Origin of the sequence: Luteimonas salinisoli (genome assembly GCF_013425525.1) — a bacterium.
Classification (GTDB): Bacteria; Pseudomonadota; Gammaproteobacteria; order Xanthomonadales; family Xanthomonadaceae; genus Luteimonas; species Luteimonas salinisoli.
In genome coordinates this window covers 1-15,660 of record NZ_JACCKA010000085.1, presented here as the reverse complement: position 1 = coordinate 15,660, position 15,660 = coordinate 1, and the positions used below count along the sequence as shown (strand labels likewise).

Annotated in this window: 18 protein-coding genes; 15 read left to right on the top strand and 3 right to left on the bottom strand. The window is 60.6% G+C overall.

Annotated elements, in window-relative coordinates:
- Positions 1 to 47 precede the first annotated feature (47 nt).
- From H0E84_RS15095 to H0E84_RS15035, 13 genes are all read left to right on the top strand, one after another.
- Positions 48 to 464 carry a hypothetical protein gene (locus H0E84_RS15095; protein ID WP_180679473.1) on the top strand — a complete coding sequence of 139 codons (417 nt, stop codon included), beginning with the start codon at positions 48 to 50 and terminating at the stop codon, positions 462 to 464.
- 69 nt (positions 465 to 533) lie between these two features.
- On the top strand, positions 534 to 902 hold the full coding sequence (locus H0E84_RS15090) for a hypothetical protein (protein ID WP_180679472.1): 369 nt from the start codon (positions 534 to 536) through the stop codon (positions 900 to 902).
- 29 nt (positions 903 to 931) lie between these two features.
- Positions 932 to 1,357 carry a hypothetical protein gene (locus tag H0E84_RS15085; RefSeq protein ID WP_180679471.1) on the top strand — a complete coding sequence of 142 codons (426 nt, stop codon included), beginning with the start codon at positions 932 to 934 and terminating at the stop codon, positions 1,355 to 1,357.
- A 16-nt stretch (positions 1,358 to 1,373) separates the two neighbouring features.
- Positions 1,374 to 3,185, top strand: a complete 1,812-nt coding sequence (locus H0E84_RS15080; RefSeq protein WP_180679470.1) for a HEAT repeat domain-containing protein — start codon at positions 1,374 to 1,376, stop codon at positions 3,183 to 3,185.
- Positions 3,186 to 3,321: 136 nt separating this feature from the next.
- Positions 3,322 to 3,984 carry a hypothetical protein gene (locus tag H0E84_RS15075; RefSeq protein ID WP_180679469.1) on the top strand — a complete coding sequence of 221 codons (663 nt, stop codon included), beginning with the start codon at positions 3,322 to 3,324 and terminating at the stop codon, positions 3,982 to 3,984.
- A gap of 1,051 nt (positions 3,985 to 5,035) precedes the next feature.
- Positions 5,036 to 5,482, top strand: coding sequence for an Hsp70 family protein (locus tag H0E84_RS15070; protein WP_180679468.1), 447 nt, complete (start codon positions 5,036 to 5,038; stop codon positions 5,480 to 5,482).
- Positions 5,483 to 5,503: 21 nt separating this feature from the next.
- Entirely contained in the window at positions 5,504 to 5,887 is a 384-nt protein-coding gene (locus H0E84_RS15065) for a YchJ family protein (protein WP_180679467.1), read from the top strand.
- A gap of 266 nt (positions 5,888 to 6,153) precedes the next feature.
- Positions 6,154 to 6,525 carry a hypothetical protein gene (locus H0E84_RS15060; protein ID WP_257644240.1) on the top strand — a complete coding sequence of 124 codons (372 nt, stop codon included), beginning with the start codon at positions 6,154 to 6,156 and terminating at the stop codon, positions 6,523 to 6,525.
- 104 nt (positions 6,526 to 6,629) lie between these two features.
- Positions 6,630 to 6,995, top strand: coding sequence for a hypothetical protein (locus tag H0E84_RS15055; protein WP_180679466.1), 366 nt, complete (start codon positions 6,630 to 6,632; stop codon positions 6,993 to 6,995).
- Between the two features lie 490 nt (positions 6,996 to 7,485).
- Complete coding sequence (locus H0E84_RS15050; RefSeq protein ID WP_180679465.1) at positions 7,486 to 7,680, top strand: hypothetical protein; 195 nt, start codon at positions 7,486 to 7,488, stop codon at positions 7,678 to 7,680.
- 141 nt (positions 7,681 to 7,821) lie between these two features.
- Positions 7,822 to 8,214, top strand: a complete 393-nt coding sequence (locus tag H0E84_RS15045) for a hypothetical protein (RefSeq protein ID WP_180679464.1) — start codon at positions 7,822 to 7,824, stop codon at positions 8,212 to 8,214.
- Between the two features lie 908 nt (positions 8,215 to 9,122).
- Positions 9,123 to 9,824, top strand: coding sequence for a hypothetical protein (locus H0E84_RS15040; RefSeq protein WP_180679463.1), 702 nt, complete (start codon positions 9,123 to 9,125; stop codon positions 9,822 to 9,824).
- A 782-nt stretch (positions 9,825 to 10,606) separates the two neighbouring features.
- Positions 10,607 to 11,314 carry a M24 family metallopeptidase gene (locus H0E84_RS15035; RefSeq protein WP_219339769.1) on the top strand — a complete coding sequence of 236 codons (708 nt, stop codon included), beginning with the start codon at positions 10,607 to 10,609 and terminating at the stop codon, positions 11,312 to 11,314.
- A 437-nt stretch (positions 11,315 to 11,751) separates the two neighbouring features.
- Here the strand turns inward: H0E84_RS15035 and H0E84_RS15030 are convergent, their stop codons facing one another.
- Positions 11,752 to 12,018 (bottom strand): hypothetical protein, encoded by a 267-nt coding sequence (locus tag H0E84_RS15030; RefSeq protein ID WP_219339768.1) that lies wholly within the window; start codon positions 12,016 to 12,018, stop codon positions 11,752 to 11,754.
- 722 nt (positions 12,019 to 12,740) lie between these two features.
- On the opposite strand from H0E84_RS15030, the gene H0E84_RS15025 reads away from it, so the two are divergent.
- Complete coding sequence (locus H0E84_RS15025) at positions 12,741 to 13,157, top strand: DMP19 family protein (protein WP_180679461.1); 417 nt, start codon at positions 12,741 to 12,743, stop codon at positions 13,155 to 13,157.
- A 69-nt stretch (positions 13,158 to 13,226) separates the two neighbouring features.
- Here H0E84_RS15025 and H0E84_RS15020 read toward each other — a convergent pair whose 3' ends face one another.
- Positions 13,227 to 13,403 (bottom strand): hypothetical protein, encoded by a 177-nt coding sequence (locus tag H0E84_RS15020; protein ID WP_180679460.1) that lies wholly within the window; start codon positions 13,401 to 13,403, stop codon positions 13,227 to 13,229.
- A 269-nt stretch (positions 13,404 to 13,672) separates the two neighbouring features.
- Here H0E84_RS15020 and H0E84_RS15015 point away from each other — a divergent pair, with 269 nt between their 5' ends.
- Entirely contained in the window at positions 13,673 to 14,104 is a 432-nt protein-coding gene (locus H0E84_RS15015) for a tetratricopeptide repeat protein (RefSeq protein ID WP_180679459.1), read from the top strand.
- Between the two features lie 523 nt (positions 14,105 to 14,627).
- Here H0E84_RS15015 and H0E84_RS15010 read toward each other — a convergent pair.
- Positions 14,628 to 15,596 carry an IS5 family transposase gene (locus H0E84_RS15010; protein WP_180677693.1) on the bottom strand — a complete coding sequence of 323 codons (969 nt, stop codon included), beginning with the start codon at positions 15,594 to 15,596 and terminating at the stop codon, positions 14,628 to 14,630.
- Positions 15,597 to 15,660: the final 64 nt, after the last annotated feature.

Sequence of the window (15,660 nt, the reverse complement as noted above, 5' to 3'; positions counted from 1 at the left end):
GTTCGTGTTATGCCTCACCTAGGGGTCTAACCGTAGTTGGGTTCGTAATGACAGTATCGAAGGTCCTTTTGTTGACTGCCGCAGTCTTCGCTTCGATTGCGCCCTTTGATTCACATGGCCAATCACGCGACACGGCTTCTTCTGATGACATTGCAAGCATCATCTACTCCGCATTGCCGGAGGAACAGATGCTGCAGGCGCTGTCCGACTACATTGCCATCGGCGACGAACTCGGTAAGTTCAAAGAGCGCACTGGCCTCGACCTTGGGCTCTGTCTTGTCGGTGGGCCAGGAGTCATTAGCTGCTCGCATGAGAGTGGGTTGCAAATCATCGCGGACCCGGATGGGATCGTTCGCATACTTCGTCGGTCCGAAAAAACAATTGAAGGAAAGAAGTTCAATGAGCAGTCGATCTCCACAAACATCCTTGAATGGAAAGGGTATGTTCGTGGCTATCCGGATTGACGCACCCAACGGTCCGTTCAAGCCGATGCCGTTTCACGGCTTCACTCTGGTGTTAGCGACCATGCAGACATGCACCGCTTCTTGCCGCTACTAGTGCTCGCCGCATCATGCAGCCAAGCCGAGACCTCCGGCTCTATGTCGGACGAGGCCTTTGCTCAAACCGTGTTGTCTCGCGCGAAGATTGGTCAGTCGCTTTCCGCGGCCGAGGCCAGCTTGGGAGGTCTCGAACTCGACTGTTCCGCGGTAGTGGCAAAGCCTCTTCCAGGCAGCGTTCCCGATCTAGAATCGCGCACCATCCAATGTAGCCGTCCGCCACTGCCGCAGGATCAATGCTGGCAGCGGATTGAGCTGACAGCTCGCAAAGACAAGATCGTGTCGATCTCTCTTACTTTTGAGCAACTTCCTGGATCGGTAGATGGCAGTGCCTGTGGGCGCTAACGAATCGAATCGCAGTAGAGGGATCGCAAGTGGCTTCAGAAGATCTCAACGCTCTGTACAACGAGGCTCGCGTCTTTGCCGAGTACATGCTGCTCGCCCATGGCGAGTTCATCCCGTTTGGCGTCTCGATGAGCCCCGACGGAGCGATTACCCAGGTAGCTGGGGACCTCGGCACCGAACATCCGGATTCTGTCGCGATGGTCGAGCTGCTTCAGTCTTCCTTCGCGCAGTCCGCCAACCTGGGCTCCATCCGGGCCGCAGGCGTCTGCCTCGATACGTACGTGGTACCGCCGGAGCAACAGCAGAGTACGGATGCGATATGCACGCGACTGGCTCATGTATCGGGCGAGACCGTCGAAGTGTTCGTACCGTACTCGAGGGATACCAAGGGGACCTTTCAGCTTGCTCGGCCGTTCGCGGCGGCGGGCGGTGATTTCAAGCTGGTCGAGCCATAATTCGCCGGGGTATCGAATGCAACGTTGGGAATTTGCGGCACTGTTGGTGCTTGCCATCCTCGCTGGCTGCAGTGACGTGCAATCGCGCGAGTGCGGTGGTCTGTCCGCATGCGTACAGGCACTGCGGGACAAGGCGCAGGCCAATGACGGATCAATGGGCGGGATGGGGCTGGATGCGGACACGCTGAAGCGAGGGATCCTGGCTCATGAAGGTGCCGTCGACGCGCTGATCCCGCTGCTGAAGGATCCTGACAAGCGAATCGCAGACCTGGCCGCCTTCATGTTGCGCGATGCGCCGGCGATCGCCCCGGCCTACCTGCCGGACATCATCGAAGGGCTGGACCGCGACCTGGGATGGCTGGCGCCAGCGCTGGCGCGGATCGGCACCGAGGAAGCGGCGAAGGAAGCGGTGGATCGCTATCTGGTGTCCGACAGCGCTCCCGAAAACCAGGAGGCCTATGCGTTGCAGCTTTTCGGGGGCCAGGCGATTCCGTTCATCCTCGAACGTGCGGCCTGCGCACCATCGTGCCGGGATGATACCCATTACCTGCTGGGCGCGGTGCTGCGCCGGATGGGTCCCGAACGCGCCGCCGCGGGCCCGGGGCTGATACGGATGGCCAGCGATCGCAAGGCATCGCCACAGGTGGCACGTGGTGCGCTGTCGATGATCGCGGACCTTGGAACCGACGGACGGGCGCTGGAACAGGACCTGCTGCGAGAGCGTGAGGAGGCGCCGCATCTCTCGCCCTGGATCGATCAAGCGCTGATCGGGATCCAGTCGACGCAGGCGGGCCGCATCTTCGCCGAGCGTCTCGCCGACGGACATGACGAGGTCACGCTGCGCGACCTCGCTGAAGTCGGGGTGGCCGGACACGATGCCGGCCCGGCGGTGCTCGCGATCCTCGAGCAGGAGCCGGAGCTGCGCGCCGCAGCCGCCACGACGCTCGGTTACATCGGCTACGCGAAGGCGACGCCTGCGCTGATCGAGGCGCTCGACGATCGTGCCGATGTCACGCTGGCCTGGGCGGCGGCGCGTGCGCTTGGTCGGATCGGCGCGCGTGATGCGCTCGCGGCGCTGGACCGCACGTCTGCAGCGCATTGGTACGCGCCGGTTCGCGATGCCGCGGCCGAGGCGGTCACGGCCATCCGCTCGGGCGCGAGCGATACGCGGGATTCGCCCCGGAGCCATTTTCCATCCGAGTTCTTCGCGTTCCAGTCGATCAATCAGGGGCTGCCCGAGTGCCAGCCGGACTACGACGCAAAACCGGAGTCATCGAGCACCAAGCTCTACTACGCCACCGCGAGCAGGAAACTCGAGCAGCTGAAGTACTCGGCCCAGGTCCTCAGCTATGGCGCGGCGGACGAAGACCAGCAGAGGCAGGCCGGGGCCGACGTCATCAAGGTACATCCGGGCAATCTGGTGGAACACAGGGAATCCATCGAGCAGACACCGCATGTCGCACTGCGCGTGGACGACGGCTGGCTGGTGGGCGGCAACCGCGGCGAGTGGGGCGGTGAACTGGGGTTCGTGGGCGACGACGGGCATTTCCAGCAGATCCTCGACGTCAACTTGCAGGACATCCACCGACTTGGAGACCGGGTCGTCGCAACGACCGGGCTCGCGCACATGGCCCTCAACCGCGGAACCGTCGTGGCGCTGGAGCGCCGACCCGACGGTCGATGGCAAGCGAGTTCGTGGCGCGTGCTGCCGGGCGCGCCCGCGACATCGTCCGAGACGTCCAACGGGCTGGTGATCGCGCTCGTCGGTGGCGGGGCAATCCAGCTTGCGGCCGACGGCAGCATGCAGATGGCCGACTGCCCGCCCTAGCAGCGCCAGGTCGCTTGTGTGTTCCGCCTGGAAGGCGCCCAGCCGCCCGTTCGACCACGATTTGACGACCCAAGAACCGCGGCGCAGAGTTCGCACTACGCCCCATCTTGGGGTCTAATCGCAGCTAGCCCTTCCAATGATTGACACTGAATACTTCTCGTTGACGGTCATTAGAGCATCGCTCCAAGAGATAGCAAACGCATTTGATGCAACGAGTCGAGCCGTAAGAGTCCATAGTCAGTGGATAGAACTCGATCTATCAGTTGCCGACTCAACAACGGAAATACTTTGGTCTCCAATCTCGTCGCCGCACCTCACAGCCTCACTTCCAGCAGCAAGCTACGTCAATGCTTGGGTGCAAACTGATTTCAGTTTTGAAACGCTTTCTGTTCGCTCACGTTTAGGAGTCGGTGAGGATTCAATTCAGGAGATGATCCATTACAAGAACGGAAAACTTAATCGCGCAGTACGAGTGATGCGAGATCCAGGATGGCAATTTTGGGAGCATGGCGAACCCTTTCCTTTCGAAAACACTGAAAAATACAAGGTTCTTCCGAAGCATAAGAGGGTAGATAGAGCCTTGCTTCTTGAATATCTTTCAGAGTACGGAGCAAATGTTGCTTCCGATGACTTCTGGCGAACTGAAACGGAGGCACTTACGTTTCCCATGAAGCCAGAAATTGTCGCACGCATGACTGAGAAACCGATCCCATGCCCCTACTGCGGAAAGCCACTTAGGACTGCTCGCGCAAAGCAATGTCAGCACTGCTTTAGAAGCTGGCACGCCGCAGGGGGCTAACAGTTCATTCAAGCCGAACCCGCTTCACGGGTCGGCTTAATTCAGGCGTTAGGCCCACACCTTGAATCACCGAGTCATTTGGTTAGTAGTCGCGGTCTTCCCTGTGGCCTGTCTTACCTTGCTTGCATTTGGTGACGGTGCGGCACTCGCGTTCGCACGCTTCTTGTCTTGGAGTGGCGCCTCAACGCGGGTCAGTATTGTTGCTTGGTGGTGGCTCCCACTTCTCCTACTTGGACTCATCCATATGCTCTGGGCCACGGCAGAACCATTTTTCAATCGCGCGATCTCATGCGCTTCGCGCCGGATCGCCTGGTCAGCAGCCAATCTATTGGCATGGCCTGCGGCTGTGCCAATCTACTTGTGGTTCTGCACTGATCGGCTCAGTGGACCTAGCAATTCGTTCAAGCCGAACCCGCTTCGCGAGTCGGCCGAATTCAGGCGCTAGGTGGCTTATGACACCTTCCAGTAGCTCGACCAACGCAGGCTTGTTCTCTTGGCTCGACAGGGTGCTGTCTCAGCCCATACCAGCTCGCACAGAAGCCTTTCACTTCAACCTATACGAGGGCGCGGACTCTGTTCACGTGCAGCTCGTCGGAACCGAGGCATTTCTTCCTGGGGCAGATCCGAGCACAGACTACAGGCCTTCTGCCGAGACGTTCTCGACGGGCGAGGATATCTTTGAGGTACCTTTTACAGTGGCTGGTCCTGACTGGCGGGCGTGGCTCGAGACGTTGACTGATTTGGCTAGTTCATACATCGCCGAAGGTTCCAAATCGGGCGTACTTCGCAGCAAAGCGGGTGTCGGGATCGGATTCGTAGATGGAGATACGCATGTGCTATGGCGCCGCGACGTCGCCTAACGATTCGTTCAAGCTGAACTTGTCCGGCTGCGCGGGCCAGGTCGGCTTAACTCAGGCGCGAGGCGCTCAATGAAGCATCGTTCTGCACGCCGGGCAAGAGTGATATCTAGCATCGATCCGGGTCGTGTAGATCTATCGGCTGGAGATGGCCTCACTCTCCCGCGGATCGGCGAAGCGTCGTATACGTCGCCATGACAGTGGCACTCTCGCATGGCTTGCTAGCTCTTCTTCTCGCCGGCTGCGCCTATGCCGACGACGCCTCGCTGGTGGTAGAGCCTCGCTCCGAGGCAATTTCCCCGGACGGCACGTTGCGCGAGCCCGTTGGGATTGAAACGCTGGGCGGCGTGTTTACGACGTTACTGGAAAAGGGCTGCGAATTGCCATGCGCAGTCTCGCAAACGTTCAGCACTGCCGAAGATGGCCAGGGGGAAATCTTGATCCATCTCCTCCGTGGCGAGACAGCACTAGCAAGGTCCGCTCACTCCCTCGGCACCTTCAAGATTTCTGGCATTTCGCCTATGCCACGGGGCGAGCCCAGCATTCTCGTAGAGCTCGAGGCGGACCAGGGCGGTATCACTCTCAAGGCGACCGACAGACGTGGAAAATCTCGGCTGTCCATTGCCCGCGTTGCCCCCTAGAAATTCAATCGTCGACTCCCCATGGCGACAGCCTGCCCCTGCAATCCTTCAGCCACCTACGCCTCCTGCTGCAAACCTCTGCACGAAGGCGCGCCGGCTGCATCCGCTGAGGCGCTGATGCGCTCGCGCTACAGCGCCTATGTGCTCGGCCTGCGCGACTACCTGGTGGACACGTGGCATCCCGCCACCCGGCCGGATCCGTTCGAGCTGGACGACACCCCCGGCTTGCGCTGGCTGGGTCTGGACGTGAAGCGCCACGTGGACATCGGGGACGGCACCGCCGTGGTCGAGTTCGTCGCCCGCTACAAGGCGGGCGGTGCGCGGGCCGTCCGCCTGCATGAGGTGAGCCGTTTCGAGCGGGTGGACGGGCGCTGGCTGTACGTGGACGGAGACTTTCCGCGCTGAGCGTAGGAGCCGCACGAGCAGCGCGAATACTCTTCTCCAGGACCTGACGCCCGGCTAGGCATGCTGGGCCCCAGACACGCTGCGGTCGCCACAATCCGGACAAGGAGTTCCCCACATCACCATCGCGATCGGCCACGGCGAGGCAGCGGCCCAACGCCTGTCCAAACTGGATTTGACGACCCAGGGAACGCAGCGCAGAGTTCGTGCTCCGTCCCATCTGGGGATCTAACCGTAGTTGGCCAGCAGGGGAAGGATCCTTGTCATTCTTGGTAGAGCTGCTCCTTGAGTTCCTTATTCAATTCGTGCTGGAGGGCCTTGTTGAGGTAGGCGCTCACGCGTTCAAGCGAGATCGAGCGCCGGTTCATCCCGCTCTAGCTGTCACTGGCTACGTCATCCTTGGTGGGCTGCTCGGCTGGCTGTCGTTCCTGGTTCTTCCCCAGCAACTGATCTCCCACCCTTACGCCGCCGTAGCAAATCTGGTTGTCACCCCCATCGCTGTGGGCCTGGCATTGGGCGCCATCGGCGCTTGGCGCGCCAAGAGGGGATCGGGGCTGGTACGACTGGACAAGTTCGCCTACGGTTATGCTTTCGCGCTAGCGTTCGCTTTGGCTAGGTTTGGTCTTGGCGCAGCTGGCTAACAGTTCATCCAAGCCGCGCTCGCTTCCCAAGTCGATTTGATTCAGGCGCTAGATTGCGAGGGCCGCTTCCTATGGCTTCCAGAAGAGCGAGAATCGCGGAGGCAGTGCTCGCGCTGCTGATGATCCCAGCGTTTCTTGCGGTGCCACTTTTTGGTGGGCACGGAGCGACATTCGTCTTAGCCGCCATCATGGAACCACCGTACCTTGTGGGCCTGTATTTGGCCTGGCCGGGCATTGTTCTCACAGTGATTGGCACCGCATTTCGGTGGGTCCCGGCCCGCGTTGCTGGTCCGGTTGTCTTGCTACTTTCCATCATCGCTTGCTACTTGCAGCTTGCAGGACCTCAAGAGATCATCTACGGCGGGTTCATTTGGTTCTCCCCACTGTTGCTGCTGTTCGTCGGTTGGCTGTATGCAGTTCGCAGGCAAACTGAAGTCAACACCGGTAAACCAACGTCCGGCGCAATATAGTTGTGTGTTCAAGTGAACTGCGGGGACAACCCATCGTATCGACTGGCGCTCTTTTGGCCCGCAGCCGTCCAATGCGGTGTTAGGGGCCATGGGTACATCTGCCGATCCAGAAAAGCTCGTGACTCGCCTGTTCGGAGGTGCAGCGGTGATGTTGACCTTGGCTGTCCCGGCGACGCTGCTTCACGCAAATTCTGTGTCTCAGCACCCCGGCAATGTCGACTCCGGGGCACTCCTTCCGATCTTCGCACTCGGCTACCTGGTGCCGGCTGCCGGGCTGTGCGCCGCCGCAGCGGTCGCACGTTCCAGGCGCTGGCCGGATCGCGGTGCTGTTCAATGGCTAGCCGGAAGTTGGTTGGTGCTACCTGCGGCCCTTCTGCTCGGATCCTGGCTGCTAGCGCAGCTCGGCACCTAACCCGCGATGTCAGTTGTCCTCTACCTGATGTGGCATCTTAGTCCGCGAAGAGTTGATTCTGGCCCCCGAGGCATAGTCGTGACCAAGGCGAACGAGATGCTGCTGATCCCATGGGAGGCCATTGCATCGTTCCGTGTGTCACGGACGGTGCTGCCTGGTGCCCTGCTTCTAAAGCTACACTCCGGGGAAGGGTATGCCATTGCTCTTGCGTCGAGCGTGCGGCCTGCTGAGATCACCAAAGAGCTGGCGGAGATGACCGGTGCGCAGGCCTAGCCATTCGGTCAAGCGACGCCACTTCGTGACGCGGCTTAGTTCAGCGTTGGGCCATGAAGAACCAGCTCGCTCGCGGCTTCTTGGAATTCCTTGACAGGAGGCTATCGAGACGCTATGGAGAGTAGGTCGGATACCTGGTTGATGATTCGCATTGGCTTCATCGTGCTGTCCCTGCCCGCATGGCTCGGGATCAAGGCTGCAATGCAAGATGACTTCTCGGCGCCGCCGAGCTGGGACTTCCCGCTCATTTTCATCGGGTTCTCGACGTTCTCGGTGGTTGCCCTGTCAGTTTTCCGTACGGACAAGGAATGGGTAGCCCCGAGCTGGCGTGCAAATCCCTTCGACATTGGCAGGCCGCTCGAAGGGTTCCACCTGTCCGGCTGGTCCTTCGTGGCGGGCGCGGCTGCACTACTGTTGGCCAGTCTTCTTCAAGAGCAAGGTGACTGGGCTTGGGTCTTTCCGGGATGTATCGGCGTGGGACTTCTTGCCGGGGTTCGCCTGGTATCAATTCCAGAGCAGCGGCGCGGTGCCTGACGAACGTCGACGTGTCCTGCCCGGGGGCGCGGCCCGACGTCATCCCGGAGGGCGCAAGTGCCGGTAGGTAGACCAGCGGACCTACATTGCGGCAGCAAGTTAGAGGCTGGGCGCCATGGCAAGTCTGTTGGCGCACAACAATTCATTCAAGCCGAACTCGCTTCGCGGGTCGGCTCAATCTAGGCGTTAGGCCGCAGAAATGATTTCCGCCAAAGCCATTCCCTTCCTCATAGGCGTCACTCTGGGATTCGCAGGTGCACTCGCCATTGGCCTTTGGCTATCTCGCTCTTGGACGATCCACTACGTATTACTTGCCCCAGTTCTGGTCTACCTTCCAATACTGGCTCGGCGTAGAAGCACATTGGCAGTAGCAGTTCTCTCCGCGGTATTTGTAGGCTACATCGGGGGCGGGCTTCTTGGCCTTAGCTGGGCATGATGATAGTCATGCGCATGCGGCCTAGCAGTCATTCAAGCCGACGCCGCTTCGCGGCGCGGCTTAACTAAAGCGTTGGGCGGAAAGTATGGTCTGCAAACACCTGGCTCCTCTGGAAGAAGCGCTGATCGGGAGCGGCGCATCCGTAACGTACCGCGGCCAAGCATGGTCGATCAACTGCAGAGAGTGGGTGTACTTCGACAAGGCGCTAGACGTGATCGCGCTTCAAAGCCGGTTTAGCTTTGGTCCAACTGTCCGCGTGCACGAGAATACGGACCCGAAGTCTGGCTTGGAGCGTGGCTTCGTATGCACGTCTTGCCACGATGCGGTCATGGGGATCATCAGGGATGGCAACGAGTTCAAGTAGTAGTCGTGCTGGCAGAAGTTGTCGTGGCATCATCTGGCCAGCTAGTCAATCATGCCGACGCCTTCTGCGCGGCCTAGCTCAAGCCGTTAGGCGCCACAGGATTCAGTTGTGCCCACAAGCACCTCTCGTCGCAAGGCGACTCCGGACGAAGTCGAATCCCTGCGGAAGCTTCTTACAGAGGCCCCGAATACGCTCAAGCGATTGATGCGCGGCGCAGGTAATGCCCTTGTGCTGTGGGCCGCGAGCTTGCTATTCGTCGTAGTGGCCTGGCTCGTAGTGGGTTGGGTGCTCGGCAAAGCGTTCAACCTGAATCTGGGCCTGCAAAGTTCCACGACAGTTTGGTTGGTCGCAGTAGCCACGCCTGTCTGTGCAGGCATCGCACTTCTATCCAGCATCAGGTGGGTTCGCAGTTGGCCCGACTATCGCTCCCAGTTGCGAGACGATCTCACGCGCGCCGAGGTCAACGAGGAACGCTACGTGTTCTCGGAAGCCAAGCGCTTTCAGGAACCAGAGCACGGTGGTCTCATCTACTTCCTGCGCAGTACGGAGAACGAGGTCTTCACCGTCTACGACTACGAGAGCCAAGAATTGGGGGTAGATGACAAAGATCCTCTACTGAGCAGCTATAGGCCGCAGACGGAGCTTCTGGTAGTGCGGGCGCCAAGCAGTGGCCGTGTACTGAAGAGCCAGCCGTCTGGTGCCGAGCTGAGCGTCGGTCCGCCTTTGGAGCTAACGGCCCAGCCTGCCGAGTGGCCTGATGCGGAGTGCCCTTGTCCAATACCTTGGGACCAACTTGAGCAGCGCCTTTGATCAGCAGTTGCACCCGCTTGGCGAAGCAGTGGCGCCCAACTTCGCTCGAGTCGGCTCAGCTCAAACGCCTCATATCGACATTTCCGCGTGTGACCTGCGTCGTGCTTGCTCTTGCTTTTTGGCGCGGTGGCGGAGTCGCAGTTGTGTCCCTGGTCGCGGGTACCGTTGGGCCTCGTAACCTACGTATAGGACTGGTTGCATGGCTGCGGTGGTTCTAGTGGCAGTTCGTCAAGCCGATGCCGCTTCGCGGCACGCCTCAACTCAAGCGATGGGCGCGCATGTCATTTCTAGACTTCCTTTGGCGGAAACCAATCAGCATCGAGGATCCGGTATTCGGGCATATCACTCTGGAGAAGGGCAGGGACGGCCCCTACTGGATGCATGACGCATGCGCAGAGAATGAGCTCGCCGTATCAATCGACACTCTCGGTGAAGCCCCTCCCACGGTGTCCCAAGCCGAGTTCTTCAACAAGATCGTACTCGATCCAGACAGGGCCTTTGCACAGGCAGCTGAGCTAATTATCCCTAGATACGAGCAGCACTTCGGGCGCACGTTTCCGGGGCAGTGGCGCTTGGCGCTTCAACTCTGTGGCGTAGGCGTCCCGCTTCACGGAGTCGAGTCCCATCCATGGGACATCTCCTTCGAATGCCTCACTGACAACACGGGGCATATCTTCACCTGCTACTTCGTTGGCGGCCGCCCGTCTCATGTGTCACTGGACACGTAGCGCGCCCAACAGCTCGTCCAAGCCGACGTCGCTTCGCGGCGCGGCCCAATCTAGGTGCTAGATCTCGTGTCGAGCATTCACGCGCATCAGGCAGCACAAGTCATTGCAAAGAACGTGCTGGCGGAACTGGCGAGTACGATCACTCCCGGCGACACAGAGGCGAGCATCGTTCAGAGAGCCACGCAAATGATGGCCAGACGTGGCGCTAATGACACTTGGTACTACAATTGCCCCGCGCTTGTCTTACTGGGCTCTCGGAGCTGCCTCTCAGTATCTGGTCGCGAGTACCAACCGAGCAGCGAGGTTGTGGGTCAGCTGAATCTCGTCACGGTCGATCTAAGTCCGTCGATAGACGGTGTCTGGGGCGACTGTGCGCGAAGCTTCGTGGTGGAGAACGGTCGATGTACTGCAAGCCCCAGCCTGCTGGAGTTTCAGGAGGGCATTGCGTTCGAACAGGAGCTTCATGCACGTATGCTTGCCGCAGTGAAGCCAGGCATGCGCTTTATGGAGCTGTTCGAATTCGCCAACGCAATGATCAGTGCTGAGGGCTTCGAGAATCTGGACTTCCTCGGGAACGTCGGGCATAGCATCGAGTCAGCCCGTGAGCATCGTCGTTACATCGAAAAGGGTAACGACGCTCGCCTGGGGGAGGTCGGTCTATTCACCTTTGAGCCGCACATCCGGAAGACCGGAGGTGCCTGGGGCTTCAAGCATGAGAACATCTACTACTTCGATCCGGATGGTCAGGCAGTCGAACTCTGACAACAGATTGCAGTGGGACCTCGTCGCCCTTGTCGAAACCGTCCCCTGAACCTGAGCGCCAGGCGGCACGCAATGCTCACCGCAACGAGGCGCCAGTTGCGTCGGGCGCCGGCTGGCAATTCACTGCGGCCGTGGACGTACCCGCACCTGGAAGCGGAAGGCTGACCGCGCGGCCGGATTTGACGACCCGGAGCACGAGGCGCAGAGTGCCGGCGGGGGCCCATCGGGGCCGAATCGCAGTTCGACGTACCAGTGAGGCGCGTACTCCATTTCGCCTTGAGTATCCTCAAGGTCGGCATGCCGGCCTATCTGATCCTGCTGCCAGCCATGGCGCTGCACGGATGGCTCGCGCCTTGGCCGTTGGGTGACGGCAGCTCGTCCAGGACCAGTCCGCTGCGGCGTTCGCCCCAGGCGGGGGTGCTAGCAGAATGAGGCCGTCACTTCTCGGACTGCTGGTGGTCGTGCTTGTCGCCGTCGCGCATGCCTTTGCCTTCGTCTATGCAATGGCCTTCCTTGGCGCCGGGTTGGGGGCCAAAGCCATCAGCGCCACAGGCTCGCTCCTGGCGTTCCTGTTCGCAGCGTCGTTGGCGGCCGCCATCTCCACCGCTCCACTCGCCTTCCTGACATGCTTTCTGGGCGGCAGGCGGTTGAACACCGCAACCGTCCTTCTTTTCGTCGGTGTGTGGGCGATCTTTCAGCTTCATCTTCACGGCTCTGCAGTCGCTCAACGACCGACTGCAATCTCGCTACCAGTTGAGCTTGTGACCATTTCAATCGTTAGCGGAGCACTCGGGTGGCTGGGGTCGAACATCGCTTCGCGTCGGAGCACGACCTGGTGGCGATCAAGGCCAAGGGCTAGCGGAGGCTGACGTTCGAATTCCAGGATAGGAACGCCTGCGTTCTGCGTTACGAGGACTACCAGTGATGGCCATGCGCTGGAGCGCCGACCCGACGGTCGATGGCAAGCGAGTTCGTGGCGCGTGCTGCCGGGCGCGCCCGCGACGTCGTCCTACACGTCGAACGGGCTGGTGATCTCGATCATCGGCGGCGGGGCAATCCAGCTCGGGGCCGACGGCAGCATGGAGACGGCCGATTGCCCACCCTAGCAATGCGGCCCGCGCGCTTCGGCACTAATCCGCGCATGCTGGTGGCGGTGCCTGCGCAGCCCGCCGGCAGCTGGCGGCAGGTGATGCGGAACCACCGCCTGGTGCCGCGGTTGGAGTCGCCGGCGACGGACGACCTCCTCCACCATGACCCGGCCAGTGGCGTGAACCGACGCCGGCCCCTGGAGCACGCGCCAGGTTGCCTATACGTTCTGCCTGGAAGGCGCTCAACCGCCCGTTCGCCCTCGATTTGACGACCCAAGGAACGCGACGCAGAGTTCGTACTTTGCCCCATCTAGGGGTCTAACCGTAATTAGGCATCGATGGACACACTCCAGCCTCTCTTCGATAAAGCTCTCACGAGACTGAGCGAATCTGGCTTCAACTCGCTAAGTGAGCCAGATCGTGTGCTCGCCACAATTTGGGGCTTGGAGGGCGACGTAAATAACGGCGGTTTTGACCAGTACTACTTCAATAGCTCTGGAGATCTTGCTAGGTACGCGCCAACCGCGCTCGATCTTATCGGTGCAACACAAATGGGCAATATAGTCAAAAGAGCCAACGCCCTCTTTGGGCCCAGCGGCCCCTCCCCGGACAGATTTGCGCGCGAAGAGCAGCTCTTCGCACTGACAAACCGGTTTTCTACTTGGGATGAGCTAGATAGAGCCTTCTATGCCTACCCGGACGACATCTCGAAATTGCTGTCTGCGTACCTCAGGCTGCACGGGTACGATGCCTGACAATTCATTCAAGCCGAAGCCGCTTCGCGGCTCGGCTTAATTTAGACGCTAGCCATCATGTACGCCATCTCAGTTCTTCTCGCGCTGGTGCTTGGCGCTTTGGTAGTCCGCCGTCGCAGGCGCCGCCAGAAGGCCGAATTGGCTCTTCGCGCTTTGTTTGAGCCAGGCAGAGACCTCATCGGGAGGGATTTCAAGTACGTTGTCAGCAAAGCAGGGCCGTGCACGTTCTTTGGCGGCATGGATCATGGTCGAGATGTTGCCCAATGGCGAGCAGGGCGGCTAGTTGCCGAAGTTTGGTTCCAGAGCGGTATCTGTACTGAAGTCGAGGTTCGCTGAGAGCGAAGTCGCTAGTCCCTGCAATGGTTGTAGAGCACATCCGTGTGAAGCACATGAAGCACTCAATCCCCAACCAGAACCAGATGTCTGGCCCTTCCATCGAGCGAACGTCCTCCAGCAAGCTTCTCTTGCTTTCAGCCGCCGCTCATGTCAAACGCTAGGCCGCAATGGAGAGTTCGGTGGAATCCTTTGCACTGTTACTGAGCCAGCTCGTGGCGATCAAGTGGCTTTTGATCGCCATTGCGCTCGGCGTGCTCGGCATGCTGGTCATCTTCTTCGTAATCGCGGTCAATCTACTGGGCGCGGTGAAAGAAGGGCGGAGTATCAACCGGAGCAACAACAGAAGGTCCGAGCTTGACGAGATGCTCGCATCGGGGGAAAGCAAGGCCGCCAAGTTCACTGCACTGGAGTGGGTGACGGCTCAGCCGCTCAGTCCGGAGGCGCACTGGGCACTAGCCAAAGCCCACTACCAGCTGGGTGAGCTGTCGGAAGCGAAGCAAGTGCTCAAGGGAATGCTCAAATTCGCTCCGGAGGAGCACTATCGCGTGGATGCTTGGCTTGAGTTGCTGGATTCGAAGTTCTCGGAGCGACGCCCCAAGCCGGTGTCGTGAGATGGAGTCCAGTTCCGGTCGGTGGGCATCTGGTCGGTGTGCTGCCTCCCGCACCTCGCGGTCGGCTGCCAGGCCGTCGCGGAGATGCTGGGCGGGGTAATCGAGGGGCTGGAGACCAGATTCGCCGTGGAGCCGGAGGAGGCAAGCTCCGGCCGGTAGGCCAAGCGGGCAGCGACGGGCCGGCGAGGGCGGCAAGCCAAGGTGCATTCGTCCGATCGGGGTACCACTCCGGACCGCCAGGCGCTGGCAATAGCCACGGTCCTGCGACCGCAAGCTCGCCCGTCGCTGGCTACGGCCTCGGCACCACGATCGGCCATGGAGGGCCGTGGCCCAAGCGTCTGTCCGAACTTCATTTGACGACCCAAGGAACGCAGCGCAGAGTTTGGGCTACGCCCCGTCTAGGGATCATCTGAACAACGTGGCTTGACGCAGTGATTCCAGTGTTCGGGGTCAACAAGCTCTGCGACGCTCGTTGCGCCGTTTTCGGCGCATTTGGGCGGGGTTCCCCGCCCGGGGGACACACCTATCCCGTCGCCGGCAGCAAGTGCCGGCGCGCCATCCACAGATTCGACAACGCGAACAACGTCAGCATCTGGCCGGTGTTCTTCATCAATCCGCGGTAGCGCACCTTGATGTGGCGGAACTGCTGCTTCACCACCCGGAACGGGTGCTCGACCTTCGCCCGCAGGCTCGCCTTGTACTGCTCCCAACGCTCCGCGTACCGGCGGTCGCGCTTGTTCTTCATCGCGCGGATCTTCGAAGGCTTCTCCGCCACCACGAAAGCCGCCCGGACCTCCTGCAGTTCTTCGCGCTTGTCCATGCCGGCGTAGCCGCTGTCGCCGCGTACCGTGCCTTCCTTGCCGTGCAGCAGCTTGTGGACCTGGCTGATGTCGGCCGCGTTCGCCGCCGTGCATTCCACGTGGTGCACCAGCCCGGACTCCTCGTCCACGCCGATGTGCGCCTTCATCCCGAAGTACCACTGGTTGCCCTTCTTCGTCTGGTGCATTTCCGGATCCCGCTCGCCATCCTGGTTCTTCGTCGAGCTCGGGGCCGCGATGATCGTCGCATCCACGATCGTGCCCGCGCGCAAGCTCTGGCCCTTACGCGACAGATGCGCATTGACCTGCTCGAAGATCTGCCTGCCCAGGTCGTGCGTCTCGAGCAATCGCCGGAAGTTGAGGATTGTCGTCTCGTCCGGGATGCCGTCCAGCCCACCGAGCCCGGCGAACCGGCGCATCACCGGAGTGTCGTACAAGGCCTCTTCCATCGCCGGGTCGCTCAACGCGTACCACTGCTGCAGGAAGTGGACGCGCAGCATTGTGGCAAGTGGGTACGGTTGGCGGCCGGGGCGGCCCGTCTTCGGGTAGTGCGGCTCGATCAGCGCCAGCAGCGCCTTCCACGGCACCACCTGGTCCATCTCCGCCAGGAAGATCTCCTTGCGGGTCCGCTTGCCCTTGCCCAAGCCCTCGGCGTCACCGAACGTCAGCTGCATCGATCGCTGTCCCAATCAAGTTGCGCTATTGTCGCGCGGAACGGACGAGTTGTTCAGACCTTCC